Source organism: Caproiciproducens lactatisolvens (assembly GCF_052443335.1).
Classification (GTDB): Bacteria; Bacillota; Clostridia; order Oscillospirales; family Acutalibacteraceae; genus Caproiciproducens.
The window spans coordinates 2,213,680-2,240,152 of the sequence record NZ_CP195750.1 but is presented as its reverse complement, the minus strand read 5'-3'; the positions used below and the strand labels follow the sequence as shown (position 1 = coordinate 2,240,152).

General features: G+C 53.0%; 19 protein-coding genes and 1 pseudogene. 11 read left to right on the top strand and 9 right to left on the bottom strand.

The features are described 5' to 3' along the window. Window positions 1-17 precede the first annotated feature (17 nt). Window positions 18-1,046 carry a LacI family DNA-binding transcriptional regulator gene (locus tag ACRQV7_RS10940; RefSeq protein ID WP_444658163.1) on the bottom strand — a complete coding sequence of 343 codons (1,029 nt, stop codon included), beginning with the start codon at window positions 1,044-1,046 and terminating at the stop codon, window positions 18-20. Window positions 1,047-1,497: 451 nt separating this feature from the next. On the opposite strand from ACRQV7_RS10940, the gene ACRQV7_RS10935 reads away from it, so the two are divergent. Further along, window positions 1,498-3,933, top strand: a complete 2,436-nt coding sequence (locus ACRQV7_RS10935; RefSeq protein WP_444658162.1) for a GH36-type glycosyl hydrolase domain-containing protein — start codon at window positions 1,498-1,500, stop codon at window positions 3,931-3,933. Between the two features lie 104 nt (window positions 3,934-4,037). On the opposite strand, the gene ACRQV7_RS10930 is transcribed toward ACRQV7_RS10935, so the two are convergent. From ACRQV7_RS10930 to melA, 4 genes are all read right to left on the bottom strand, one after another. Further along, the gene (locus ACRQV7_RS10930; RefSeq protein ID WP_275713883.1) at window positions 4,038-4,871 is read right to left on the bottom strand and encodes a carbohydrate ABC transporter permease; all 834 of its coding nucleotides are present in this window, start codon (window positions 4,869-4,871) and stop codon (window positions 4,038-4,040) included. Between the two features lies 1 nt (window position 4,872). Next, window positions 4,873-5,748: a carbohydrate ABC transporter permease gene (locus tag ACRQV7_RS10925; protein ID WP_444658160.1), complete on the bottom strand. Its 876-nt coding sequence runs from the start codon at window positions 5,746-5,748 to the stop codon at window positions 4,873-4,875. Window positions 5,749-5,821: 73 nt separating this feature from the next. Next, entirely contained in the window at window positions 5,822-7,114 is a 1,293-nt protein-coding gene (locus ACRQV7_RS10920) for an extracellular solute-binding protein (RefSeq protein ID WP_444658158.1), read from the bottom strand. Between the two features lie 73 nt (window positions 7,115-7,187). After that, window positions 7,188-8,519, bottom strand: coding sequence for an alpha-galactosidase (gene melA / locus ACRQV7_RS10915; RefSeq protein WP_444658156.1), 1,332 nt, complete (start codon window positions 8,517-8,519; stop codon window positions 7,188-7,190). A gap of 452 nt (window positions 8,520-8,971) precedes the next feature. On the opposite strand from melA, the gene ACRQV7_RS10910 reads away from it, so the two are divergent. The 4 genes from ACRQV7_RS10910 (at window position 8,972) to ACRQV7_RS10895 (ending at window position 13,550) form a co-directional block, all read left to right on the top strand. Next, window positions 8,972-9,967, top strand: coding sequence for a LacI family DNA-binding transcriptional regulator (locus ACRQV7_RS10910; protein WP_444658155.1), 996 nt, complete (start codon window positions 8,972-8,974; stop codon window positions 9,965-9,967). A 103-nt stretch (window positions 9,968-10,070) separates the two neighbouring features. Beyond that, window positions 10,071-12,620: a PEP/pyruvate-binding domain-containing protein gene (locus tag ACRQV7_RS10905; protein WP_444658154.1), complete on the top strand. Its 2,550-nt coding sequence runs from the start codon at window positions 10,071-10,073 to the stop codon at window positions 12,618-12,620. A 194-nt stretch (window positions 12,621-12,814) separates the two neighbouring features. Beyond that, window positions 12,815-13,300 carry a methylglyoxal synthase gene (locus tag ACRQV7_RS10900; RefSeq protein WP_275713877.1) on the top strand — a complete coding sequence of 162 codons (486 nt, stop codon included), beginning with the start codon at window positions 12,815-12,817 and terminating at the stop codon, window positions 13,298-13,300. 19 nt (window positions 13,301-13,319) lie between these two features. Continuing rightward, window positions 13,320-13,550 carry an HPr family phosphocarrier protein gene (locus ACRQV7_RS10895; RefSeq protein WP_275713876.1) on the top strand — a complete coding sequence of 77 codons (231 nt, stop codon included), beginning with the start codon at window positions 13,320-13,322 and terminating at the stop codon, window positions 13,548-13,550. Between the two features lie 134 nt (window positions 13,551-13,684). Here ACRQV7_RS10895 and ACRQV7_RS10890 read toward each other — a convergent pair whose 3' ends face one another. The 4 genes from ACRQV7_RS10890 to ACRQV7_RS10875 form a co-directional block, all read right to left on the bottom strand. Beyond that, window positions 13,685-14,749, bottom strand: coding sequence for a CobW family GTP-binding protein (locus ACRQV7_RS10890; protein ID WP_444658152.1), 1,065 nt, complete (start codon window positions 14,747-14,749; stop codon window positions 13,685-13,687). An 88-nt stretch (window positions 14,750-14,837) separates the two neighbouring features. Next, window positions 14,838-15,662, bottom strand: a complete 825-nt coding sequence (locus ACRQV7_RS10885; RefSeq protein ID WP_444658151.1) for a TIGR03943 family putative permease subunit — start codon at window positions 15,660-15,662, stop codon at window positions 14,838-14,840. Next, window positions 15,662-17,230, bottom strand: coding sequence for a permease (locus tag ACRQV7_RS10880; protein WP_444658150.1), 1,569 nt, complete (start codon window positions 17,228-17,230; stop codon window positions 15,662-15,664). Before ACRQV7_RS10880 ends, ACRQV7_RS10885 begins: the two co-directional genes overlap by 1 nt. A 220-nt stretch (window positions 17,231-17,450) precedes the next feature. Next, window positions 17,451-18,437, bottom strand: a complete 987-nt coding sequence (locus ACRQV7_RS10875) for a YeiH family protein (protein ID WP_275713871.1) — start codon at window positions 18,435-18,437, stop codon at window positions 17,451-17,453. A gap of 206 nt (window positions 18,438-18,643) precedes the next feature. Here ACRQV7_RS10875 and ACRQV7_RS10870 point away from each other — a divergent pair. From ACRQV7_RS10870 to ACRQV7_RS10845, 6 genes and pseudogenes are all read left to right on the top strand, one after another. Then, window positions 18,644-19,524: pseudogene (locus tag ACRQV7_RS10870) on the top strand (LysR family transcriptional regulator). Between the two features lie 230 nt (window positions 19,525-19,754). Beyond that, complete coding sequence (locus ACRQV7_RS10865; RefSeq protein WP_444658148.1) at window positions 19,755-20,657, top strand: helix-turn-helix domain-containing protein; 903 nt, start codon at window positions 19,755-19,757, stop codon at window positions 20,655-20,657. Window positions 20,658-20,774: 117 nt separating this feature from the next. Further along, a complete protein-coding gene (locus ACRQV7_RS10860) occupies window positions 20,775-22,571 on the top strand; it encodes an ABC transporter ATP-binding protein (RefSeq protein ID WP_444658147.1) in 1,797 nt (598 codons plus the stop codon). Further along, window positions 22,561-24,297: an ABC transporter ATP-binding protein gene (locus ACRQV7_RS10855; RefSeq protein WP_444658146.1), complete on the top strand. Its 1,737-nt coding sequence runs from the start codon at window positions 22,561-22,563 to the stop codon at window positions 24,295-24,297. The genes ACRQV7_RS10860 and ACRQV7_RS10855 overlap by 11 nt, the downstream gene beginning before the upstream one ends. A 96-nt stretch (window positions 24,298-24,393) precedes the next feature. Further along, on the top strand, window positions 24,394-25,122 hold the full coding sequence (locus tag ACRQV7_RS10850; protein WP_444658145.1) for a nitroreductase family protein: 729 nt from the start codon (window positions 24,394-24,396) through the stop codon (window positions 25,120-25,122). A gap of 105 nt (window positions 25,123-25,227) precedes the next feature. Beyond that, window positions 25,228-26,436 (top strand): YibE/F family protein, encoded by a 1,209-nt coding sequence (locus tag ACRQV7_RS10845; RefSeq protein ID WP_275713864.1) that lies wholly within the window; start codon window positions 25,228-25,230, stop codon window positions 26,434-26,436. The last annotated feature ends 37 nt before the right edge of the window (window positions 26,437-26,473 follow it).

The window sequence follows — 26,473 nt, the reverse complement described above, 5'->3', positions numbered from 1 at the left end:
AGTCGCTCTGCCAAAACTTACTCAATGGAGGGATCCACCCTTCCTACGGACTGGCCTTCTATCAGCTGGCCCATCACCGTAACGTTCTCCGTTATGGTGGTAAGGGGGTTTTCTATTTGGCCGATCAGCCTGCGCGCGGCTTCGCGGCCGAGCATTTTCGTGTCCTGCTTCAGCGTGGTGAGCCGCGGCTTGATCACCTGGGAAAGGGCGATTCCATCGTATCCCGCAATGGAAATATCCTCCGGAATCCTCAGCCCCGCGGCCTCGATCGCTTCAATGCCCCCAAGCGCCGCGTAATCGTCGGGCATGACGATGCAGGTCGGGCGGTTCGGCAGGCTCAAAAGCTGTTTGACGCTGTGCCGGGTAGCGGTGGGGTCGCGGTAGGCCGCGCGTACAAGATACTCCTGGGGCGTCTCGATCCCCAAATCCATCAGCGACTTGCAGAAGCTGGTCAGACGCTGTTCGGTGACCGCCGTCCTTTCACCGTGGACATAGGCGATTCTCCGGTGGCCCATGTCATATATGTACTGTACAAGCTCGTGCATCCCCCGAACATTCGCCGAGTTGATGCTTGTATGGTTGTTGAACACATGGTCGATGGTCACGACAGGGGTGCTGCTGCTGATCAGCTCGACGACCTCCGGTTTCTGAAAATCGATACAGGCGATACACACGCCGTCAAAATTACGGTATCTGCAGTGCTCCAGAAAAGTCATCGGCCGGTTTCCGATATTGATATTGTGATTGATAAAGGTGATGTCGTAGCTGTGCTTTTCCGCTTCCACCTTAAAGCTGTCCAAAACGGCGGCAAAATAATCGTGCGTCAGTCCGCTCTGGGCTTCGTCCACAAACAGTACTCCTAAATTATGGGTACGGTTTGTTTTCAGGGCCCTTGCGTTGGAGTTCGGGAAGTAGCCGAACTGCTCCGCCGTTTCCAGAACGCGCTGGCGGGTTTCCTTGCTGATGTCGCTGTAGCTGTTCAGAGCCTTGCTTACCGTTGAAACGGACAATCCGCATTTTAACGCAATCTCTTTTATGTTTGCCATATGACTTTCCCCTGTCTTAAAAATTTTCTAAATCGTTTTCGTAAGTTATTATAATCCAAATTTCATAATTTTTCAATAGTAATTTAAATATTAATATTAAATTTTTTAATATTTTTCATTTACAGATAAATTTTATGGACAAAGCTGGTCTTTAATTTTCTATTTTAATATAATATACGAAACTGTTTTCGTAAATTTCGCAAACCAAGAGATTTTTTAAAAGATCAATAGAATAATGAGAAATTCTGGGCTTTGGAGTCCTATCCCTTTGCTTTGGTTTAAAACAGCAGAATATAACGGTTGATATTCGTGTAATATGCTGAATATTAAAAAACACTTGATTTTATCCGTCATACCCATTACTATAAAGAAAATGGGTTTCGTGTTTTGTGAAATTACTAAATCGTTTTCGGAATTTGTAGTCAAACAAAGCATTGGGAGGAACTTGCCTATGAAATTCGGATATTTTGATGACGTCCGCAGGGAGTATGTGATTACCCGGCCGGACACCCCCTACCCCTGGATCAACTATCTTGGAAGCGAAGACTTTTTTTCACTGATCTCAAACACATCGGGGGGGTATTGTTTTTATAAAGACGCACGCATGCTTCGCCTCACGCGGTACCGGTACAATAATGTTCCCACGGATGCGGGAGGGCGTTACTTTTATATAAATGACCAAGGCACCGTCTGGAATCCGGGCTGGGCGCCGACGAAAACGCCGCTGGACTCTTACGGGTGCCGCCACGGGCTGGGATACAGCATTTTCGGTTCCAGCAAAAACGGCCTGCGGGCGACGCAGACCGTTTTTGTCCCGATCGGCGCGGACTGTGAAGTAACCCGCCTGACGATGAAGAACACCTCCGCAGAGCCAAAGAGCTTTCAGGTGTTCTCTTTTGTTGAATTCTGCCTTTGGAACGCGTACGACGACATGACGAACTTCCAGCGCAATTTCAATATCGGGGAAGTGGAAGTGGACGGCAGGGCGATTTACCACAAATCGGAATACCGCGAGCGGCGCAATCATTACGCGGTGTTCGGCGTGAACACCGCGATCGACGGTTTCGACACGGACCGGGAATCCTTTTTAGGAGCCTACAACGGCTTTGACAGGCCGGACGCGGTGCTTGAGGGGAAGCCCCGCAACTCCGTCGCAAGCGGCTGGGCGCCCGTCGGCTCCCACTGCGTCCGTATGACCCTTGCCCCCGGGGAGGAAAAAAGCCTGATTTACGTTCTGGGTTACTGTGAAAACCCGGAAGATCAGAAATGGGAATCGCCGAATGTTGTCAATAAAGCGCCGGCAAAAAAGCTGCTGAGCGCCTTTTCCACAGACGCGCAGGTGGATTCCGCGCTGTCCCGTATCAAAGAGTACTGGGATGGCCTGCTTTCCAATTTCCGCCTTGACAGCCGGGATGAAAAGCTGAACCGCATGGTGAATATCTGGAACCAGTACCAGTGCATGGTGACGTTCAACATGTCGCGCTCCGCCTCCTATTTTGAGTCCGGGATCGGCAGGGGGATGGGCTTCCGGGATTCCGCGCAGGACCTTCTCGGCTTTGTGCATTTGATTCCCTCCCGGGCAAGGACCCGTATTCTGGATATCGCCGCTACACAGATGGAGGACGGAAGCGCCTACCATCAGTACCAGCCGCTGACCAAACGGGGCAACCATGAAGTCGGCAGCGGGTTTAACGACGATTCCCTGTGGCTGATTTTCGGGGTGATCGCGTATCTGAAGGAAACGGGGGACTGGCCGGTTCTGCAGGAGCAGGTTCCCTTCAATAACGCGGAGGGCACGGAGGTCCCCCTGCTGGAGCATTTGAAACGTTCGTTTGACCATGTGCTGAACAACCTTGGACCGCACGGGCTTCCGCTGATCGGCCGCGCCGACTGGAACGACTGCCTGAACCTGAACTGTTTTTCCAAAACGCCCGGGGAATCCTTCCAGACCTGCGCGAACTTTGAAAGCGGAATTGCGGAATCGGTGTTTATCGCGGGGCTGTTTGTTTCGGTCGGCCCGGCGTACGCCGAAATCCTGCGCCGGTCGGGCTGCGCGGGGGAAGCGGAACGTGCGCTTCGCGAAGTGCGCAATATGACCGACGCCATCCTCAGGGACGGTTGGGACGGCGAATGGTTCCTGCGCGCCTACGACGCCTTCGGGGACAAGGTCGGCAGCCGGGAATGCGACGAAGGCAAGCTGTTTATCGAACCGCAGGGCTTCTGCGTCATGGCCGGAGTCGGCGTAAAGGAAGGCCTGGCGCAGCGCGCGCTGGATTCCGTGCACCGGCATCTTGATACGGAATTCGGTTTGGTTCTGAATTGGCCGTCCTATACGTCTTACCGGCTGAATCTGGGCGAAATATCTTCCTATCCTCCGGGATATAAGGAAAACGGCGGCATTTTCTGTCACAACAATCCCTGGGTTTCCATTGCGGAAACCGTTCTCGGCCGCGGCGATCTGGCGTTTTCCGTTTACAAAAAAACCTGCCCCGCCTATACGGAACAGATCAGTGAAGTACACCGCACCGAGCCCTATGTTTACGCGCAGATGATCGCGGGGCGCGATGCGCCGCGGCACGGCGAGGCGAAAAATTCCTGGCTGACCGGTACGGCGGCCTGGAGCTTTTACAACGTCTCTCAGTTTATTCTCGGTATCCGGCCCCAGTTCGACGGACTGGAAATCGATCCGTGTATTCCCGAGGATTTCGGCAGTTTTACGGTGGAACGCAAGTTCCGCGGCTCCACGTACCGGATCGAGATCGACAATACGGCGGGGAAGAGCAAAGGCGTAAAAAGCATGACGCTTGACGGCGAACCGGTACGGGGCAACGTCCTTTCGGTGTGCGGCGACGGGCAAAAGCATGTCGTCCGTGTGTGCATGGGCTGACATTCTCTTCTTAGGCAATACAGCCGTTTCTCATTTTGCGGCATAGAAACATAAAAACAGGCGGATCGCCCGGAAAACGGGTCGATCCGCCTGTGTCTGTTTTTTTATTTCATGCCAGAGATTGCAACGCCCTTGATGAACTGCTTCTGGAAGCAGAGAAGAAGAATGGTCACCGGGAGCATAATCAGCGCGGAGGCCGCCATGACGGCGCTGATATCGGTGGAATGCGCGTCGGAGAAATAGGTCAGCGCCAGAGGAAGCGTCATGCTCTTCAGCGTGGAGAGCATGATCAGAGGATTCAGGTAGTCGTTCCAGATATCCAGGAAGGTGAAAATTGCTAAAGCCGCAATGCAGGGCCGCAGCTGCGGCAGGATGATGCTGGCGTAGATGCGGAAATCCCCCGCGCCGTCCAGCTTCGCGGCTTCGCAAAGACTGTCCGGGATTTCGTCGCAGAACTGCCGGCAAAGGTAAATGCCGAACCCGGATACGATCGCCGGAATGATCAGCGCCTGCAGGCTGTTGTACAGGCCGACCTGATTGATAATCAGGAAGCGGGGGATCATGGTGATCTGGCTGGGAACCATCATGGTGCTCAGCACCAGCCAGAAAAGAAAGTTTTTCCCCTTGAAGCGGTATTTGGAAAACACATAGCCGGTGATCGTGCTTGTAAAGATGACCGCCGCCGTCACGGTGACAGACACGATCACGCTGTTTTTGAACCAGCTGAAGAACGGCGATTTTGTCAAAACGGTGAGGTAGCCGGAAAGCGTCCATTTGATCGGCATGACTTTTCCGGGGTTGTATAAAACCTCGCGGGTGCTCTTGAAGGAAGTGAGCATCATCCAGATGTAGGGCGCAATAATGAGCAGGGCGAAAACCATCAGGATGACGGCGATCACAACATACAGCTTGTAGTATTTTCTGGAATTGCTTGCCATCTTAATACCCCCATTCCACGCGGTTGAGCCGCTGCTGAATGATCGTGACGATCATGATGAGAACGAAGAGAACGACCGCGATTGCGGACGCGTAACCCATATCCTTGGTCTGGAAAGCGGTTTTATAGATGTAATAGGTAAGAACGTTTCCCGAGTTTTCCGGGCCGCCCAGCTTTGCAAGAACCTGGAACTGCGCGAACATCTGGAAATGGGAGATAATCGTCATGGCCACGACGAAGCTGACGGTTCTTCCCAGAAGCGGCAGGGTGATATAGAAGAATTTTTTCACCATGCCCGCGCCGTCGATTTCGGCCGCCTCGTAGAAATCCGTCGGGATTCCGTCCATGCCGGCGGAAAACAGGATGATGTTGTAGCCGATATCGGCCCAAAGCGTGAAAATAATGATGGCGGGCATCACGTAGCTTGCGGTTCCCAGCCAGTTAACCGGGGAGATCCCGAAGAAGGTTTTGAGCATATTGTTGATCAGGCCGTACTTGGTGGCATAGAGCCCGCCCCATACCACGCTGGAGGCGATCAGCGGCGCCACGCAGGGCATGAAGAAGATCACCCGGAAAAAGCTCCGGAATTTCGGCCACGGCAGCATGCTGATCAGCTGCGCGAGCACGAGGGTGATGAATATATTCAGAGTAACGGTAGTGCCGACAAATACGAGCGTGTTTGTGGTGGATTTCAGGAAGATTTTATCCGACATCAGCTTACCGAAGTTTTCAAATCCGATAAAATGGTTGATGGCTCTGAGCGGGTTGTAATCGAAAAAGGAAATCGCAAGGCCGCCTGCAATGGGCAGTACGAAGAAGACTGCCAATAGAAGAAAAATCGGGAGCAGCACAAAATAGACAAAACGATTGTTTTTCACGGGTCGATCCTCCTTAGAGAGACGGCGGGCTCTCTCCTTTGTCAAAAGTCCGCCGTATTTTCATGTGCAATGATTATTCCGCGTTCATTGTGCTGTCAAGTTTTTCAAGCGCTTCAGCCACAGGGGTCTTGTTGTTCACGATATCAATAAAGGTGTTTTTTACATTTTCCTTCAGTTTATCCGTGTTGAAATAACCGATGAACTTACCGCCGTCCAGAATGTTTACCAGCGGCTCAAGATAAGGCATCGCCTTCAGCAGCTCCGGATTGTGGGCCGCGGTTTTGGATGCGGGCACCATGCCGCAGGCAATGTTGTAATCCAGCACTCTGTCGGGATCGGTCCAGAATTCAACGAACTTCCATGCCGCTTCCTGATTTTTCGAGGAAGCGTTGACCGCCAGCCCCCAGCCGGTTTCCGCCGCGAACAGCTTCTGCGGGCCGTAGAACGGCATTGCAACGTATTCAAAATCCTTTCCGTACTCCAGACCGTCAACATGGATGCCTTCCGAGACCGTCCACGGTCCGCGGGGAACCATCAGTTCCTCGTCGCTGGTGAAAAGTTTCTGATAGGGCTCCGTGTCGCTGGCGTTGGTCAGGCCGTCGAGGTTTGTGATCTTGTCAACGGCAACATAGTCCACCAGCTTCTGCATGGTTTCGACGCCGACAGGATTGTTGAAGTTGAACTTGTCGCCTTCCATGTATTTGCCGCCGGAGGAAAGAATCATGGACAGCCAGGTGTAGGGAAGCGTATCCCATCCAACGAAATCCAGTCCGCGAAGGTGATACACCGCGCCGTCGGAGGAGGAATTCTTCTTGGCGATGTTGATCATGTCGTCCCATGTGGCGGGGTACTGAATGCCCAGCTCCTTGAATTTCGGGGTATTGACCAGCAGCCCGCCGTATTCGATGTTGAACTCCAGCGGGACGCCGTAGTACTTTCCTTTGTAGCCGAAGGAACCGATGACAGGCTCGTAGCTGTCCGCCTTGACCTTCTCCATGTATGTATCCGGTACGGGAGAGAAGGCCCCGGTCTTGGCGTAATCGATCGCCCAGCCGCCCCACAGCTGATAAACATCCGCTCCGCCTTCCTTGCTTAAAAGGGAGGTCTGCGTCTTGGATTCAAACTCGTCATAGGGAAAAGATTCGCGTACCACTTTAATGTCGGGATTCGCCGCTTCAAAATCCGCGATCATTTTGTCCTGAGCGGGGTTCCAGTTTTCGTCGATATGGGACCACAGGGTAATCGTGGTGGCGGCGCCCGACTTTCCTGCGGCCGAGGAATCGGAGTTTGCAGCGGGTGCGCCGCACCCGGTCAGCAGGGAAGCTGCCAGAGCGACGGCAAGTACACAAGATGTAAACTTTTTCATTTCAATCCTCCATTGTTTGAATTTGATTGTATCTTACTTGCTGCGGGAGCAGGGTGAGCCAAAATAAATCGATTTAAATGGCGAGCGATTTGAAATAGGTCAGGTATTCCTTGTTTTTATCCAGCATTTCCTGTACCATCTGCTTGGTTTCCGCCATGGAGAGCACGGCGGAGGTAAGGGGATCGAACAGAACCGCCTGGAAAATTTTCCACGGGTCCCCTTCGATCGCGCCGTCGATCGCCAGTTCCTCGCAGCGGGAAGAGGTGTTGACCAGAATCGCGAGGTTGTCGGGCAGTTTGCCGACGTGGAACGGGCGGATTCCCGCGCGGGAGGACAGGACGGGTACTTCTACACAGGCCCCGTCGGGCAGATTGTCGATCAGGCCGAAGTTCCTGAGGTTGCCGTTAAACTCAAACGGAGTGTGGTCGCCGAAGACGGCGTTGAAAATATTGGAAGCGTATTCGTCGCCCCTTCTGAGATCGAACTCCTCTTCTTCCAGCATCTTCCGGAATTCGCTTTCCCAGGAGCATTCTCTTTTCAAATACTCATCCAATATGTAGGCGTGGGCGCCCGGGTTCCAGCCCGTGCCGTGCGTGCAGTATTTTTCGATTAAATCCGGACGTTTGCGGAACCAGGCGTTGTACTCGGAATTGTGCCCGGACGACTCCGTCGGATAATAGCCCAGATTGAGGAACATTTCGGACCGGACCGGTTCTTCCGCCGCGACCTCCGGCTTTTCCAGCACCGCTTTTTTCAGCAGCGGCAGCGCGTCCTGTCCCTTCCAGTCCATTTTCAGGTAAAACGCCTGATGGTTGATCCCGGCGCAGGTGTAGGTCAGCTCCTCCGGTTTCGCGCCGATAAAGCCGGCGAGCATTTCCGCGGTACCCTGTACGCTGTGGCACAGGCCGGTCACGTTTACTTTGGTCTGGCGCTGCAGATATCCGCACAGAAGCGCCATGGGGTTTGTATAGTTCAGGACGATTGCGTCCGGGCACAGAGCTTCCACATCGCGGATGATCTCCAGCATAACGGGCGCGGTCCTTAAAAACCGGAAAATACCGGACGGTCCTCTCGTATCGCCGACACAGATATCGACCCCGTATTTTGCGGGAATTTCAATATCGTGGCGCCATACGTCGACGCCGCCCTGCAGAATGGTAATCAGGACGCCGTCCGCGCCTTTCAGGGCCTCGCGGCGGTCCAAAGTCGCCGATACCTTTGCGGGGTAGCTGCCCTTTTCAATTATTTTTTCCACTGCCTTCCTGGAATAGGAAAGCCTTTTGGAATCGATATCCATCAACGCGATTTCACAGTCCCGAAAAGCGTCAAAGGTAAGGATATCACGAACCAGATCTCTTGTAAATTCCAGGGATCCCGAACCGATGAAAGCAAATTTTTTTGACATGTTGCATACTCCTATCCGCGGTTGCAAATGAATCGATTAGTGAAACAATAATTTGTTTTCTTAACAACCTGAAAGTATTGTAGCATTGAAAAATCAATTTGTAAATCATATTTGTCAAAAATATCTTTTTATAATGTATTTTTGTGATTAATTTTAATAAATATATCTTAGCTCTGTGAAATATCACAAGAGCTTTTCTGAAAAACCGCAGTAATATTTTAGGAAAAGAAATTATTAGTTTAGTAAACAATGACTGGCAACTATGATTTTCAGATTCTCCTGCCTGGAATTTGTCCTCGTTTAACCGTTAGTATCCCCAGATAATCTTTCCTTTGGGAAATTTGCGGAAGGATAACTTTCCTTTTTCGGCTTTTTTACTTTGGATTGACATTTTATTGGCGAATGTTTATAATTTGTTTGGCAAACAACTGCGCATTGATAGGAGGAACATGATGTCGACAATCAGGGATGTGGCAAAATATGCGGATGTGTCCATCGCAACGGTATCGCGAATTTTGTCCGGGGACGCGAATTATAAGGCGACCGAAAAGACGCGCAAAAGAGTGAAGGACGCCGCCGCCGCCCTCAATTATTCTTATAAACGGCGGCTGCCGAAGGTGCAGGCCAAAAATATCTGTTGTATTTTGTCCATGACCGCGGAAAAATACGCAGACCCGTATTTTTCCTCCATTTTATCGGCGCTGGAAAGCAGGCTGCTGGAGCATAACTGCATCATCACGACGGTACGCAACTACAGCGAGCTGAGCAATCCCCAGAAGCTCGATCTCACCTTCGGGCGGGACCTGGACGGGCTGGTCATCATGGATGATCTTCCCGAGGACGCGTTCCGCTACGTCTGCAGCCGTGTCAGGTATGTAGTGGGCTGCGACACGGCGTACGGCAATCTGGATAATATCGGCTTCGATCTGTTCAATGCGTCCGTTCAGGCTGTCCGCCATCTGATCGACCGGGGGTACCGGAAAATAGCCTATGTCGGCGGCGCCAACCTGAAGGATTTCCGCAGCGATAAGCGGCAGATCGCCATCCGTTCCACGTTGGAGCTTGCCGGGCTGGAATACCGTCCGGAGTGGATGCTCGACTGTAAATGGGACATCGGCGTTTGCCTGAACGATGTCCGCGGGCTTTTATCCATGCCCGCGGAAGACCGCCCCGACGCGATTTTTGTCGGAAACGATACGCTGGCGTCCGCCGTGCTTCCCCTGATTAAGGAAATGGGGCTTACCGTTCCGCAGGACGTCGCGGTGATCGGTTTCAACAACGACTCCATCTCCTCCTATACTTTCCCCGGCCTTACGACGATTTCCGTACCCGTTCAGGAGATGGGGAAAACGACGGCGGACGTTTTGTACAGCCGCATCTGCGGAGATACCGGCATGGTCCGGAACATTGTGTTTCCGACGGAGCTGGTGATCCGGTCCTCCACCTGAATTCAATCATAACATAATAAAAAACGGTGCCGCGGAAATGTGGCATCGTTTGTGTTATAATAAGAAAAAATTGTTTTCGGAATCAGCAAAACGGAGGTGCGGCATGAACATACACGAACGGGTAAGCACCGGGCTGGGCGGCTTTGACCGGGTGATCGACAGCCTCAGGCTGGGGGACAACGTGGTCTGGCAGGTGGATACCGCGGCCGATTATCGGAAAATGGCGGAACCGTTTGCCGCACAGGCGAAGCGGGATCACAGAAAACTGATCTACGTTCGTTTTGCCGGACACGAACCGATTCTGCAGGACAGCCCGGATATCAGGCTCTATCGGATCGAGGCGAAGAAAGGCTTTGAAAGCTTTGTCGCGGAAGTATACAGTCTGGTGAAGCGGGAGGGCAGAAAAGCTTTCTATGTCTTTGACTGTCTGACCGATTTGCTGGAATACTGGCATTCCGACCTGATGATCGAAAACTTCTTTAAAGTGACCTGCCCGTTCCTGTACGAACTGGACACGGTCGCCTATTTCGCGATCATGCGCAATATCCACACCTACGGCACCATTGCCGGAATCCGTGAGACGACGCAGCTTCTGCTCGACCTGTATCAGGTCGGGGGCAAATTCTATATCCATCCGCTCAAGGTGCTCAGGCGCTATTCCCCCACCATGTTTTTTCCCCATCTGATCCAGGAGGGGGAGGCGGTCTCCATCACCTCCAGCGCGGACGCCGCCGAGCTTTTTTCCGGAATCAGCCGCGGGGAAGAACGGCTTGACTACTGGGACGTGATCTTCAGCCGGGCGAAAGAGGCCGTCCACCTTGCTCCGGAGCGGCGGGAAGCGGTCAAAAGGGACCTGATGTCCATGCTGATCGGGGAAAAATCCAGAATGTTTGAGCTGTGCGACCGCTATTTTACTCTGAACGATATCCTGATGATCTATGCCCGGGAGGTCGGGACAGGGTTTATCGGCGGTAAAAGCGTCGGCATGCTGCTTGCCCGGAAAATACTGGAGAAGGACGGCGGAAACCGGTTCACTCCCTTTCTGGAACCCCACGACTCCTATTACCTCGGTTCCGATCTTTTTTATACTTATCTTGTTCAAAACGGCCTGTGGAAGCTGCGGATGAAGCAGAAAACGGAAGGCGGCTATTTCAAATACGCCCCGGAATTGAAGGAAAGGCTTCTGCACGGCAGGTTTTCGGAGACGATTCAGGAGCAATTCCTCCAGATGCTGGAGCATTTCGGCCAGTCTCCTATTATCGTGCGTTCCAGCTCCCTGCTGGAGGACAACTTCGGCAATGCGTTCGCCGGAAAGTACGACAGCATCTTCTGCGTGAATCAGGGCACCCCCGAAGAACGCTACGAAGCCTTTGAACGGGCGATCCGTACGGTTTACGCCAGCACGATGAACGAAGACGCGCTTTCCTACCGGATCAGCAGGGGGCTCTCCGAAAAGGATGAGCAGATGGCCATTCTGGTCCAGCGCGTTTCCGGGGATTACCACGGGGAAAACTTTTTCCCGCATCTTGCCGGCGTAGGGAACTCCTCCAACCTTTATGTCTGGGATAAAAGCGTCGACATGGAGGCCGGCATGCTCCGGCTGGTGTTCGGACTCGGTACCCGGGCGGTGGACAGAACGGTCGGCGACTATGTCAGGATCGTCTGTCTGGACGACCCCCTGCGCACCCCGCCGACGGATTACGATGATCAGCAGAAGTTTTCCCAGCACTTTGTCGACGTCCTTTCTCTTCCGGAAAACGCTTTGACCGGCAAGGGGCTGGAAGAAATTTTGTCGTATGATATCCATACGGACAGGGAGCTGTTTGCCGGACAGGACTTCCGGGCGGCCGCGCGGCTGCGCGAGCTGGGCTACAGCGACAAAAAAATACCGCATATCCTCCACTTTGAAAAGCTGCTGAAAACGACGGAGTTTCCCCGCTTTATGAAAGACCTGCTGGCGCTTCTGTCGAACGTATATAACTATCCTGTGGATATTGAATTTACGGCAAATTTCAGAACGGACCGGTCCTTTAAAGTAAACCTTCTGCAGTGCCGGCCGCTGCAGACGCGGGGGCTGGGAAAATCCGTGGAAATTCCTGCGCTCACGGATGAACGGGACTGCTTTTTCGCTTCCGAGGGAAATTTCATGGGCGGAAACGTGCATTTGCCCATCGATTATGTCGTTTATGTACACGCGCCTGCGTATCTGAATCTGAGTGAGCAGAATAAATATATGGTCGCGCGGCAGATCGGCATGATCAATACCGCGCTGAAGGGGAAGAATGTCCTGTTGATGGGCCCCGGGCGCTGGGGGACGACGACGCCTTCTTTGGGCGTCCCCGTGCATTTTTCCGAGCTCTGCAACATGGCGGTGATCTGTGAGGTAGCGTCGCCCGCGGAGGGACTGATGCCGGAGCTGTCCTATGGCAGCCATTTCTTTCAGGACCTTGTCGAAACGGGGATTTTTTATGTGGCGATTTTTAACGGCCAAAAAAATGTGGTTTTTCACCCGGAACGGATTTTGGAACAGGAAAATATCCTTTCGTCCATTCTGCCCCAGAGCGGACAGTTTGGCGATGCGATCCGGATTGTGCGAACGGACGGGATGGAAATCTTTTCCGATATCCTCACACAGCGCCTTTTGTGCAGATGATTCCGGAAGGTTTGCAGCTTTCCACGCTGCTCCGGAGCACTCGGATTCCCTTGAACTCCCTGTGGCCATCTGCTATAATATGGTAAATCGCCGAATGGCGATCGGGACTTGATCCGGAGACTTTAGGAACAATAGAAAAATCATTTCAGGATACGCGAAGAGCCGATGGAAACAATAAGACAGGAGAATGATTTATGGATAATGAGTTTATTACCTTTACAATCGGAAAACAGAAAAAAATCGCGCTGATTGCCCATGACGGAAAAAAACAGGAACTGATTGAGTGGTGCGCGAAAAATCAGGATGTTCTGAAAAACCATTTTTTGTGCGGCACCGGAACGACGGCAAGGATGGTGACCGACCGGACAGGCCTTCCCGTAAAGGGCTATAACAGCGGACCGCTTGGCGGCGACCAGCAGATCGGCGCTAAAATCGTGGAGGGAAATATCGATTTTGTGATCTTCTTTTCCGATCCGCTGGAAGCACAGCCACATGATCCCGACGTAAAGGCGCTGCTGAGAATCGCCCAGGTGTACGATATTCCGATAGCGAATAATAAGGCGACCGCCGATTTCCTGATTAATTCCAGTCTGATGAATCAGGAATATGAGCATCAGGTCATCAATTTCCGGCAGAAGGTGATCGACAGGGCCAATAACCAAAGAAAATCCATTCAGTAAGGAGATAGGAAATCAGATTATGATGACTGTGAAAATACTTTTGGACAGCGTTGAGAAGGTAAAAAAATTCACTGCCAGCATCAGCAATGAGGAAGTGGATTTTGAAATTATTGAGGGAATGCATATTGTGGACGCCAAATCGATTATGGGGATTTTCAGCATCGATTTGACCAAGCCCCTTCGGTTGAATATTCATTCCGACGACCGGAAGATTCTGGATAAAATTAAGGATTTCCTCGTTGAGGAATAAAAAGGCCGAACGAACATAACGAATATAAAATACTGAAAATATTTTGGGCCGTTTCCAACAGAGATCATCCGGAAAAAAGCGGTACCCGAAAAGGCCGATTCAGCCTTTTCGGGTACCGCTTTTTATGTTGGCCGTCAGACGCCGAACAGCTCCGCCAGCGCCGGGCGGTTGAGGCCTACCCCGATCACGCACAGGCGGCCCGTATAGTCGGGGGCGATCGGACGAAGCCCGAACTCCTCCGGGACGAAATCGAACTGTGTCCAGTCCTTTTCATCCACGGGCACAATCCCCTTTGCGCGCAGAACCGTGCCGTATTTTTCGGAATCGGAGAGCATTTTCAGCATATCTCTGATTTCTTTTTCGGAGAAGGTGCGCGGCGTTTCCACACCCCAGTTCTCAAACACATCGTCGGCGTGGTGATGTCCTTCACAATGGTGGTCGTGCTCGTGCTCATGGCCTTCACAGTGGTCCCCGTGCTCATGGCCTTCACAGTGGTCCCCGTGCTCGTGCCCTTCGCAGTGGTGGTCGTGCACATGCTCATGGTCCCCGCAGTGACCGCCGTGCTTGTGCGGGGCTTCCTGTTCAATCAGCGGAACGGCGCCCTCCTGCTCCGCCGCGGCGAGGATAGTCTCCGCAGAAAGCTCCTCCCACGGGGTCGTCATGATTTTGGCGGAAGGATTGCGGGCTTTGATATCCTTCACCACCTCCGACAGCTTTTCAGCTTCGACCTTCTGGGTCCGGCTCAGAATGACTGTTTTCGCGCATTCGATCTGATTGCTGAAAAACTCCGAAAAGTTTCTAATATACATTTTGTATTTTATTGGATCAACAATTACTGCCTGTATATTGATTTCGCTGTCCGACTGAGTGATGGCCTTTCTGCAGGCCTCTGTAATGTCGGAAAGCTTGCCGACGCCGGAAGGCTCAATGATGACCCTGTCCGGGTGGTATTTTTTCAATACATCCTTTAAAGCGGCGTCGAAGTTCCCCAAAAGGGTGCAGCAAATACAGCCGGCGTTGATCTCTCTGATCTGGATTCCCGTGTTTTTCAGGATTCCCCCGTCGATCCCGATCTCTCCGAATTCATTTTCGATAATGACCACTTTTTCCGAGGACAGCTTTTCGTTCAGCAGTTTTTTAATCAGGGTTGTCTTTCCGGAACCCAGAAAGCCCGAAATAATATCGATTTTTGTACTCATTGAGTTTCCTCACTTTCCTGTCATGGAATTCTTGCCGGCGTCCCGAAGCCGTTGCGGCCGTTCGCCGGGAATTTCCATGGTCGTTGCGTCAATAGGTGAAATAAATATAGTCCTGCTTTGCCTTTTCCGCTTTTTCAATTTTGGTCACGTAACAGACGGGCATCGTCTGCCCCTGGTAATTTTCAATCTTGATTTCCCCGGTCACCCAGAGCCATTCGCCGTCCTGATACTGGGAAGCCGCGCTGCTGCGGCACAGAACCCCGCAGGGCTGCAAATCAGCGGCACAGCAGACCATGGCGTAGCGCGCAGGGACAAATTCGCTGGCTCCGAACGTGTTCATGCGGAAAACCTGCCCTTTCATCTTCAGGGTTTTTCCCTCGTACTTTTTCATATTTTCATTGATGTCCTGATACCAGCTTGCGAACTGTTCGTCGGTGACGGTGACGACTCCGTTTTTGTCCTCTCCAGGCACGCCGGAGGAGGGGGAGGAAGCCTCAATTCCAATATCGTCCCTGCTGGTTGCGGTGTCCGGTATCACGGTCCCTTTGTCCGGTGCGGAGGAGGCGGGGCTTTGCGCGGCAGCGCTGCTGCTCCGCGTACTTCCGGCGGAAATTCCGAAGGAAATCGCCTGGCTCTGCACCGCTCCCACCGGGATCAGGACCGCGGTAAGGATGGGGATCACCAGAATCATATTTTTGAGCGGCCTGGCATTGTGTTTCGGCGTTTTTGAGTAACGCAGCATAACGGCGCCGATCAAAAACAGAAAGGCGGCGGCGAACCACAGAAACCCGAACAGCCGGGGATGAATATAGTTGGAAGCCTTGCCCGAAATCAGCGCAAAGACAAACAGGACGGAGAGCGCCATACAGATCAGCGCCTGAAAGATCAGTTCGGAATTCGCTTTTCGTTTCATTACTTACCTCCTATCAGGAAAACGGAAAACAGTAAAAAGACGGGATATGCGACCGTCAGCAGAGTACAGGCCAATCTTATGATAAAGCTCTTTTTGAAGTTGCTGCCCAGCATCAATAAATTGGAAAGGTCAAGCATGGGACCCATTACAATAAAGCCCATGACCGCCGCCATAGGAAAAATATTCAGAAAGCTTCTGCCGATAAACGCGTTGGACGTGGAGCAGACCGACATAAAAAAGGCGGCCAGCAGCATCAGCAGCAGCGGAAGAATGATCCGGGACCCCGTATTGCTGAAGTAGGAAACGGGGACCACCTGCTGCAGTACGGCGCATACGAAAGCGCCGGCTACGATATATTTTCCCATCGTGAAAAATTCCTGGCCGGAAATCAGAAGTACCGACTCGGCTTTTGCCGCCGCGCCGCTTCCCCGTACATTGACCGTCGCCACGGAGCAGGAGCAGGCCGCGGAGGAAGAGAGAAAGACGTCTTCGGTCCGGACATGCGTCAGATTCAGGACCAGGCCCGTGAGCAGCGCCACCACCGTCCCCAGCAGGACACGGTACAGCGCGTATTGCGGCTGTCCCGGGAACGCGTAGATCGTAGACAGGATCGTAATGGGGTTCATGGCGGGGGCCGCCAGCATAAAGACCATGGCCTTTGATAAAGGGACGCCCTTCTGGGTCAGCCGCGAGGCGATCGGGACGATTCCGCAGTCGCAGATGGGGAAGAAAAAGCCGGATACCACGGCCAGCGGGTACCCCAGCCACTTATGGCCGGTAAACATCCGCACAAGGGTATCGTCCGAAACAAAAACCTGTAAAAGTCCGGAAACAAAAGAGCCGACCAGCAAAAACGGTACGGCCTGCATCAGAATGCCGATAAAGATCATGTTGATGCTTTTGATATAGGGAGGCGCGTTCAGAAAGAAATGGATGGCAAGGAAATACAGGGCGACCAGCGCGGCTGCCGTACCGATTTGCTTTTTTTTGCGCAGGCTGTTTTCTTTCCGCACTTCCTCGGGCTTGAGGACCCGTACGGCGTACTGTTCCGCCGCTTCCTCCGTAAAGCAAAGCTCCGCCGTGCGGTTGCAGCTTTTTACCGTCGCTTTCAGCGCGTCGGTATTCCCGCCGCAGCGGTTAAAAAAGACCGCGTCCGCGTTGCTCAGCTGGTTCAGCATCATGCTTCCCGTGTATTTCATATAGAGGGGAAAGGTGGAAGCTTCGGCGCAGAACAGGACCCGGTCGATCCGATAATCCGCCGGCAGCCGCACGCGCAGCAGCTGCTCGATCGGCCATGTCCCGTTGTATTCGATCAAAATGAGGTCGGGGTCAAGCTCTTCCTTCATTTTGCTGAACAGCCTTTTCCGGATTTTTTCCGGCTGTTCGATCTGTGCCAGAACAACGTCCTTGTTTGCCATTGCGGAAGCGCGGAATTCCGTCAGCCCTTCTTCGCACTGGAGGATCACGATCCGGCGGTACTCCTTGCAGTATTCCTGTTCCAGTATCTTCTGGATCAGCGTAGTTTTGCCGCTTTCTAAAAAACCGCAGATGATTTCAATTTTCGTCATCTTCAGAGCCCTCCGCGGAAATTCTGTTTGCGGAGCTGCCCGCGTGCTGTTTTTATCATGATACCTTCCTCCGCACAGAATGATATGGTCACGAAATATCGGGAAATAAAAAGTCCACATGCAAATGATTTTCATTTACACATGGACTTATTGTAATAGCGGTTTTCTGTTTTGTCAAGCCGCCCGGTCGGATGCGGATGGACGAAGTGCGGAGACGGTTTTATACCTGAAGAATAAAATGCTGTACCGCCAGGGATGTGACCGAAAGGACCGCCCAGCAGAGAAAACCGAGCAGAATCGGCCTGCCGCCGCTTTTTACCAGCTTCACCAGATTGGTGTTCAGTCCGATTGCCGCCATGGCCATCACAATGACGAATTTGCCCGCCTGTGATAAAAAGCTTCCCATCCCGGCGGGCAGGGGCAGGAAGGTGTTGGCGACCGAAGCGAGAACAAACCCCAGCACGAACCACGGAAAAATTTTTGTGATGCTGTAGCCTCCCTTGTTGCTTCTCTTTCTGCCGGTATAGACCGCCAGCACAAGCGTAACGGGAACGATCATCAGCGTTCTGGTCAGCTTGACAATGACCGCCAGATTGCCAGCCGCGTTGCTGAACGTGTACCCGGCGGCGACAACGGAGGAGGTGTCGTTGACCGCGGTACCCGCCCAAAGACCGAAGCTCTGGTCGCTCATGCCGAGAGCATGTCCCAGAAAGGGAAACAGGAAGGCGGCGATGACGTTGAACAGAAAGATCGTCGAAATGGAATGCGCGACTTCGTCGTCGTCCGCGTGAATGACGGGCGCGGTCGCCGCAATCGCCGACCCGCCGCAGATGGCGGAGCCGACCCCGATCAGCGTTTTGGTGTTGCCGTCCAGCTTTAAAAGCTTACCGGCAAAATAGGCGGTCAGAAAGGCCGCCGTAAGGGTAAAGGCCATTAACACGAGTGTTTGCTTTCCGACCTTAAAGACGTTGAACAGGTTCATTTCAAAGCCCAGCAGGATGATGGAGTACTGCAGCAGCTTTTTGGAAGTGTAACCGATGCCGTCATTGAACTGCTGCGGCCTTTTCCAGAAAGCCAGCAGCATGCCGAACAGGATACCCAGAACGGGGCTGCCCACAACGGGGATGATTTTTCCGATCAGCCACGCGGGGATGGCGATCACCGCCGTCAGGGCAATGCCCGGCAGCTTTTTGAGCAATGTTTTCATTTCATTCTCTCCTTCGCCGTTTATCATACGCCTTGACTGACGATTAGTAAAATATTATTATCTTATTGATACTATTAGAAAATGATTATGATTACAGCGATTCCATTTCAGTTCGCGAGACAAAACATGTTTCTCCCCCGCCCTTGACAGGGGAGGAACACAACCCTTGTTTCAGAATCAACTGAAAATGCTGTAGAGGAGAAAATATGACGTTAAGGCATTTTAAAATCTTTGTCGCGGTCTGCGACACCATGAATATGACAACGGCGGCGGAAACGCTTTTTATCTCTCAGCCCGCGGTGAGCCAGGCGATTGCGGAGCTGGAAAACCACTACGGGGTCCGGCTTTTTGAACGGCTGTCGCGAAAGCTTTATCTTACGCAGGCCGGGCGGAAGCTTTTGGGCTATGCGCGCCATATGATACGCATGAACGCCGAAGCGGAAAACGATATGAGGGCTCTTTGTCACAACGAAACCGTCCGCCTCGGCGCAAGCGTCACCGTCGGCGCCCATGTCCTGCCGGAAGCCGTTTCAAGGTTCCGGAAAATCAATCCGGCGGTAAAGATGGAAGTGGTCGAGGACAATACGGCGAAAATAGAGGACTGATTCTGAAGGACGCCGTTGACCTTGGACTGGTGGAGGGCGAAACCGTTTCTCCGGACATTGTCAGCCGCGCCTTTATGGACGACGAGCTGGTTCTGATCTGCTCTCCCCGTCACCGTTTTGCCGCCTGCGGGGAGATCGATCCGCGGGAACTGGGGACGGAAAATTTTATCATCAGGGAAAAAGGAAGCGGAACCCGGAAAACCTTTGAGGATAAAATGGCCGAAAACGGATTTCCCTGGGAAGCCGCCTGGACTTGCAACAACTCGGATACCATTAAAAACGCCGTGGCGGCGGGACTGGGCGTTTCCGTCATCTCCGCGCGGGCAGTCCGGAATGAAGTGAAATCCGGATTGCTGTGCCGCAGGGATGTGAAAGGCATCCGCTTCCGGAGGCGGTTTAAACTGATTTATCATAAAAACAAGTATCTGACACAGGCCATGAGGGACTTTATGTCGATGCTGGAGCGGGGGCCGGAATCATAGACCTTTCAGAAAGTTCTTGTATTTGAGGTTAGCATATGCTAACATAAAACTACATCAATTCCATTTCAGTTTGCAAGACAAAATACGTTCCTCCCCCGCCGAAGGCGGGGGAGGAACGTGACCTTGCTGCAGAATCAACTGGAAATGCTGTAAATTATTAAGATTGTTCCTGAAAGCGGGGGAATGCGATGGTATCGAGAACAAAACAGGCGTTTGGTCCGGAGGTAAGCATGGAGTCACAGAGCGGAATCCGGACGGTTTACCATGTCGGGTATGAGGACGGGGAGGGGACTATGACGGTCCTGAGCCTGTTTCCGGGGGTGGACCTGATTTTGAATGATTTTTCCACGTTTCATTGCTTTCAGTCCGCGTCGCCCCAGCCCGGCATGATGGAGATCAATCACTGCCGGAGGGGCCGCTTTGAGTGTGAATTCAGGCGCGGCGCCTATGCCTATATGGGAGAAGGGGACCTCGCGGTCAATATGCTGGAAAACGCCGCCAGCGGCAACTGTTTTCCCCTTAAAATGTATCAGGGCGTCTCCGTCTTTATGGACCTTTGGGCCGCCGGGAAATATTTTGAAGCACAGCTCTCCGGCTTCCAGATTCCTCTGGGCGGACTGCGCGAAAAGCTCTGTCCAGAAAACCGGTGCTTTGTTCTGAAATCCCCGGAACGGATACAGCGGATTTTTGACGAAATCTATCGGGCGGACTGGGAAACACAGGCGGGATATCTGCGGCTGAAAACGCTGGAACTGCTTCTCCTGCTGGAAGATTTGCCATCCTCTCCTTATGAGACAGTCCCTTATTATGACGCGAATCAGGTGCGGAAGGTAAAGCATATCCGGGACCACCTGACGCGCTCCCTCGAAAAGAATATCACGCTGGCACAGCTGGCACGGGAGCACGGAATCAGCCTGACGGGCTTAAAGAACTGTTTCAAATCCATTTACGGAAAGGGCGCTTCGGCTTACCGGCGGGAATACCGCATTCAGACCGCTGCAGAGCTGCTGCGCGACAGGGCGCTTACCGTAGCGGAAATCGCGGGCCGGGTGGGGTACGAGAACCCCAGCAAGTTTTCATCCGCCTTTAAGGAAATCATGGGGATGAGCCCCTCGGAATACCGCAATAAATAGCTGGCCTTTCGGAGCAGCCGGGGCTTTTTGGAGTGGAAATCCCTTTTGGCATCTTTTACAATAGCTTGTAGTTAGCGTACGCTAACTGAACACTTTGTATATTGAAGGAGGAAATTTATGCATAAGCAAAAAACGGGGATTCCACGGCTGCTTGAGTTTGCGGGAAAGTACAAAGCTCTTGTTGTGACGGCCTGTGTCCTGTCGGGAATCAGTTCGGTATTTATGCTGCTGCCGTTCGTCTGCATTTGGTTATGTGTCCGGGAGGTCCTGCGTGCGGCTCCGGACATGTCCGCGCTCAACGGCGGCAGACTTGCCCTGTACGGCTGGTGGGCGGTGGCCGCTTTCGCGGTGGGCTTCGTTCTCTATTTTGCGGCGCTGATGTGCTCCCATCTTGCGGCGTTCCATACGGCCAGAAATATGAAATCACAGGCCCTGCGGCATCTGGTCACGCTTCCGCTGGGCTTTTTTTCGCTGAACAGCAGCGGAAAGCTGAGGAAAATCATCGATGAAAACTCCGGTCAGACCGAAACGTTTCTGGCGCATCAGATTCCCGACCTGAGCGGGACTGTTGTAACGGCGGTGACCATGCTGGTCCTGCTGTTCGTGTTTGACTGGCGGCTCGGCCTTATCTGCCTGATTCCTATGGCCGCCGGATTTGTGATCCAGATGAAAATGATGACCGGGGAATCCATGGATTTTATGAAAGTGTATCAGGATTCTCTGGAGGAGATGAACAATGAGGCGGTGGAATACGTCCGCGGGGTGCCCGTTGTAAAGGTGTTCCAGCAGACCGTCTATTCCTTCAAGAGCTTCTACAGCTCTATCATGAAGTATAAAAAATACGTCTCCGCTTACGCTCTCTCCTTTAAGAAATCGATGACCGCTTTTACCACCATCCTGAACGGAACCTTTTTCCTTCTGATTCCGACGGGATTCCTTTTCGCCGTGTATGCGCCGGACATCCGCCTGTTTCTGCAGAACTATATTTTCTATCTCCTGTTTACTCCGGCCTGTTCCGCCATGATCAATAAGATCATGTATATGGCCAGTTATAAAATGATTGCGGAGGAATCGGTGCACCGCATTGATTCCCTGCTGCAGGAAAAGCCGCTCCCGAAGCCGGACATGCCGAAAATGCCCTCCGGGTCGCAGATCGAATTTTCCCATGTTTCCTTCACCTATTCCGGTTCGGAAATCCCGGCTCTGAACGACGTCAGCTTTACCGTCCCGGCGGGCTCCACGGTTGCGCTGGTGGGCCCTTCCGGCGGCGGGAAAACCACGGCTGCCAGCCTGCTGCCCCGTTTTTGGGATGTGAACGCCGGAAGCATCAAAATCGGCGGAGCAGACGTGCGGGATATCGAGCCGGATGTGCTGATGAGGCAGATCGCGTTTGTCTTTCAGGATTCCCGTCTGTTTAAGGATACTGTTTTCAACAATATCCGCGCGGCGAAGCCGGACGCCTCCGCGGCGGAGGTGGAAAGGGCCGCCCGGGCGGCCCAGTGCGGCGATATTCTCGAAAAACTTCCGCAGGGCCTGCAGACAGTGATCGGGACCAGGGGCATTTACCTGTCCGGCGGCGAACAGCAGCGGATCGCTCTGGCGCGTGCGATTCTGAAGGACGCGCCGATTATCGTTCTGGACGAAGCCACCGCTTTTGCCGACCCGGAAAACGAGCATAAGATTCAGGTGGCCTTTGAAAAGCTGACGAAGGGAAAAACGGTGCTGATGATCGCGCACCGGCTTTCCACGGTGAAAAATGCGGACGAAATTCTGGTGCTGTCCAACGGCACAATCGAAGAAAAGGGCCGGCACGAAGAGTTCCTCAAAAACGACGGAATTTACGCTTCGCTGTGGCGCGACTATCAGAGCTCCGTTTCTTGGAGCGTCGGCAAGGAGGTTTCCTATGTTTCGTAAGATATTTGCCCTGAGCGAGCAGGGCGCCAAAGACCTGAAAAAGGGGATCGCCGCCAGCGCCGCGGCCGATATCAGCCTGATGCTGCCGGTCGGCCTGCTGATCCTGACCCTGCAGGAGCTCCTGAAACCGCTCTTCGGCGGCTCTTCCGATACCGGGAAGGTCTGGAAATACACGGCGATTGCCGTGGGGCTTCTGGTTGTTATTTTTATTCTGCATTACATTCAGTACTGCAACACCTATGTTTCCGCATACGAGGAAAGCGCGAACCGCCGGGTGACGCTTGCGGAAAAGCTGCGGATGCTGCCGCTCTCCTTTTTCGGACAGCGCGACCTGAGCGCGCTTACCATCACGCTGATGGGCGACTGTACGGAGCTGGAGCACACCTTTTCCCACGCGGTTCCCCAGCTGTTCGGGTCCGTTATTTCCATTGCGCTGGTGGGAATCGGGCTGTTCGTCATGGACTGGCGGATGGCGCTGGCTACTCTGATCGTCCTTCCCGCGGCGCTGATTGTGACCGTCGGGAGCAAAAGGATTCAGAATAAATGGGGGACCAGGAAAGTCGACATCAAGCTGGCCGCCGCCGACGGCGTGCAGGAATGTCTGGAGACTGTCCGCGATATCCGTGCGTGCGGGCGGGAAGAGGAATACCTTTCGGCGCTTGACCGGAAGCTGGACAGGGTCATTTCGGCGTCCATCCGTTCGGAGCTGATAACGGGTGTTTTTGTTTCTTCCTCCCAGCTGATTCTGCGGCTTGGATTCGCCATCACTATTTTAGTGGGGGCCAACCTGCTTTCGCAGGGGCGGACCGATTTTCTGACTTACCTGATCTTTTTAATGACGGTTTCCCGTCTGTATGATCCCCTGTCCGTCTGCCTGATGCATCTGGCTGAAATATTCAATGCGCAGATCCAGATACGGCGCATGAAGGAGCTGGAAAATCATCCGGTTCAGGCCGGAAGCAGCCGGTACGACCCCGATGGGTACGATATCGTGTTCGACCATGTCGGATTTTCCTACAACGACGGGGAAACGGTTCTTGACGACGTATCGTTTACGGCGAAGCAGGGGGAGGTTACGGCCCTGATCGGCCCCTCGGGCGGCGGAAAGAGCACGGCTGCCAAGCTGGCGGCCCGGTTCTGGGACGCGGACCACGGGAAAATAACGGTCGGCGGCGTCGATGTGACCGCGGTGGAGCCGGAAACGCTTCTGAAAAGCTTTGCCATCGTCTTTCAGGATGTGGTGCTGTTCAACGATACGATCCTCAACAATATCCGTCTGGGGCGGAAGGGCGCGACGGATCAGGAGGTGTACGCCGCGGCCAGAGCCGCCAACTGCGACGAGTTTATCCGCCGCTTCCCCGACGGGTACCATACCGTGATCGGGGAAAACGGCTCCACCCTTTCCGGCGGGGAACGCCAGCGCACCTCCATCGCGCGCGCGCTGTTGAAGGACGCGCCGGTCATCCTGCTGGACGAGGCGACCGCCTCCCTTGACGTGGAAAACGAAACCCAGATTCAGACCGCGATTTCACGTCTGGTCAAGGACAAAACCGTGCTGATTATCGCACACAGGATGCGGACCGTCGCGGGCGCGGACCATCTGGTCGCGCTGGACAACGGCGTCGTGGCCGAACAGGGAAAGCCGGAGGAGCTGATGAAGCGCGGAAAGCTTTATCCCCGGATGGTTCAGCTGCAGCGGCAAAGCGCGGAGTGGACTCTAAAATAGCAAAAAATTTTTTCATCCATGAAGGGGCCGTTGCAAAACGGCCCCTTCATGGATGAAAGTGTGCTATAATAAGCACAAAAAGCTGTCAGGAGGAAAATGAGATTGGAAAATGAAGTTTTAAAACAGCTGCGGGAAAGAAAATCTGTGCGGGTTTTTGAGAACCGTGAAGTTTCTCAGGATGTGAAAAACGAAATCATCGCCTCGGCGTTTGAGGCGCCTACAGCCGGAAACATGATGCTGTACACGATCATCGATGTGACGGACAGCAGGAGTAAGGAGCAGTTATCCGTCCTTTGCGACCATCAGCCGTTTATTGCCAAAGCCCCGGTCGTTCTAATCTTCGTGGCAGATTATGACAGGTGGTATAAAATGTTCAGCGCCGCGGGCCTGTTCCCACGCAAGCCCGGACCCGGCGACCTGCTGCTCGCCTGCTCCGACGCCCTGATCGCCGCGCAGAATTCCGTAACGGCGGCTCATTCGCTGGGGCTTGGCTCCTGCTATATCGGGGATATTCTGGAAAACTGTGAAAAGGTCCGGGAGCTTCTCTCTTTGCCCGAATATACCCTCCCGGCTGTCATGGTGGTCTACGGATATCCCACTCAGCAGCAAAAGGAAAGGGGAAAACCCGGGCGCTTTGAAAAGGAGCATATTGTCCACACGGATTCGTACAGGGAAATGCAGCCGGAAGAACTGCTCCGTATGTACGGTGAGAATGGCTCGCGGGAGAGTATAGAGGCCTTCTGCAAAAGAAAATATATGTCCGATTTTTCACTGGAGATGAACCGGTCCGTTTCGGAGTATCTGAAAAATTTCATGGACCGCTGAAAAATTTTATTGTATTGATAAAAAAGCGTCTGACGAATGCCGTGTAAAATCAGTTACATAATCGTTGCCTCGTGGTCATACAAATTGATAACGAAGGTGATGAAGATGTACAGGCAGAACAGGACCGCTTATCTTTTTGTTTTGATTTTATCCATTTTGTTTCTTTACGGAGGCAACCGCATCGCGGAGCAGCATAAACTCAGCATTATCGTTCAGAGCAGGGATTCGGAATTGGACGATCAGGTCTTTGCTCAGGTCACAGCCGTAAACAGCACCCAGCCGGATCAAAGCGATTCCACAAGAAAAATCGTGACGTTTACTGCAAAAATCACAAGCGGACAAAACAAGGGTCAAATGGTACAGGCTACCCAATATTCCTATATCGATAATCCGACAATGCCCCCCGCGGTCAGTCAAAACGACAAAGTGGTCCTGGGAAAATTGACGCAGGACCAGAGTACGGAATGGGTGTTCGAAAACTATGAGAGAATAGACCAGATCATCCTTTTGTCCGTTATTCTGGCGGCGCTGATCCTGATTTTCGGCGGAAAAAAGGGAGTGCATACCGTCATTGCTTTGATTTTGACCTGCCTGTCCGTCTTTTATGTTTTTCTTCCGATGATTCTTGCGGGGTTCAATATCTACCTCTGTACGGTGCTGGTCAGCGTGTATGTCATTTGTGTGACGTTCCTGCTGACGGGCGGAATGAACCGGAAAAGCCTGGCCGCAGCGCTGGGCTGCATCGGAGGAGTCGTTTTCTCCGGAAGCATTTATTTGGTGTTCAACCATACCATGAAGCTGACTGGCTTTTACAACGATCAGTCTTCCCGGCTGATGGAGCTGTTTGCGAACCAGCCGCTCAATCTTCAGGCGGTCGTTTTCGCCATGGTCACCATCGGGGCGCTTGGCGCCACCATGGATGTGGCGATGTCCATTGCCTCTTCGCTGGTGGAAATAAAATCAAACAGAGGCAGCCGCATTTCGCGGTATATCCTGATAAAATCGGGCCTGACCATCGGGCGGGACATCATGGGGACCATGATGAATACGCTGATCCTGGCTTACGTCGGAAGCAGCCTGGTCACTCTCGTCATTTATGCCGCTTCCGATTATCCGATTATGCAGCTTGTGAATCAGGAGGAAATCATTGTTGAGTTCCTGCAGTCCTTAGTCGGCAGCCTCGGCATGCTTCTGACCATTCCGTGCACCACCTTTATCTCGGCAATGGTTTGGTCGGAACCGGGAGCGCCGGAGCCTGCGGCCCAAAATCAACGCCACAGTATCAGTCCCCCCGTGCATAAAAGGATATCTTGAATTTCCGGCTGCTTGTATTTGTAAGCGGTGAATCCGA

Excerpts from the sequence above, each read along its gene's own strand:
- ACRQV7_RS10940 (WP_444658163.1), bottom strand. The coding sequence starts at position 1,046 with ATGGCAAACATAAAAGAGATTGCGTTAAAATGCGGATTGTCCGTTTCA.
- ACRQV7_RS10935 (WP_444658162.1), top strand. The coding sequence starts at position 1,498 with ATGAAATTCGGATATTTTGATGACGTCCGCAGGGAGTATGTGATTACC.
- ACRQV7_RS10930 (WP_275713883.1), bottom strand. The coding sequence starts at position 4,871 with ATGGCAAGCAATTCCAGAAAATACTACAAGCTGTATGTTGTGATCGCC.
- ACRQV7_RS10920 (WP_444658158.1), bottom strand. The coding sequence starts at position 7,114 with ATGAAAAAGTTTACATCTTGTGTACTTGCCGTCGCTCTGGCAGCTTCC.
- melA (WP_444658156.1), bottom strand. The coding sequence starts at position 8,519 with ATGTCAAAAAAATTTGCTTTCATCGGTTCGGGATCCCTGGAATTTACA.
- ACRQV7_RS10910 (WP_444658155.1), top strand. The coding sequence starts at position 8,972 with ATGTCGACAATCAGGGATGTGGCAAAATATGCGGATGTGTCCATCGCA.
- ACRQV7_RS10905 (WP_444658154.1), top strand. The coding sequence starts at position 10,071 with ATGAACATACACGAACGGGTAAGCACCGGGCTGGGCGGCTTTGACCGG.
- ACRQV7_RS10900 (WP_275713877.1), top strand. The coding sequence starts at position 12,815 with ATGGATAATGAGTTTATTACCTTTACAATCGGAAAACAGAAAAAAATC.
- ACRQV7_RS10895 (WP_275713876.1), top strand. The coding sequence starts at position 13,320 with ATGATGACTGTGAAAATACTTTTGGACAGCGTTGAGAAGGTAAAAAAA.
- ACRQV7_RS10890 (WP_444658152.1), bottom strand. The coding sequence starts at position 14,749 with ATGAGTACAAAAATCGATATTATTTCGGGCTTTCTGGGTTCCGGAAAG.
- ACRQV7_RS10885 (WP_444658151.1), bottom strand. The coding sequence starts at position 15,662 with ATGAAACGAAAAGCGAATTCCGAACTGATCTTTCAGGCGCTGATCTGT.
- ACRQV7_RS10880 (WP_444658150.1), bottom strand. The coding sequence starts at position 17,230 with ATGACGAAAATTGAAATCATCTGCGGTTTTTTAGAAAGCGGCAAAACT.
- ACRQV7_RS10875 (WP_275713871.1), bottom strand. The coding sequence starts at position 18,437 with ATGAAAACATTGCTCAAAAAGCTGCCGGGCATTGCCCTGACGGCGGTG.
- ACRQV7_RS10865 (WP_444658148.1), top strand. The coding sequence starts at position 19,755 with ATGGAGTCACAGAGCGGAATCCGGACGGTTTACCATGTCGGGTATGAG.
- ACRQV7_RS10860 (WP_444658147.1), top strand. The coding sequence starts at position 20,775 with ATGCATAAGCAAAAAACGGGGATTCCACGGCTGCTTGAGTTTGCGGGA.
- ACRQV7_RS10855 (WP_444658146.1), top strand. The coding sequence starts at position 22,561 with ATGTTTCGTAAGATATTTGCCCTGAGCGAGCAGGGCGCCAAAGACCTG.
- ACRQV7_RS10850 (WP_444658145.1), top strand. The coding sequence starts at position 24,394 with ATGAGATTGGAAAATGAAGTTTTAAAACAGCTGCGGGAAAGAAAATCT.
- ACRQV7_RS10845 (WP_275713864.1), top strand. The coding sequence starts at position 25,228 with ATGTACAGGCAGAACAGGACCGCTTATCTTTTTGTTTTGATTTTATCC.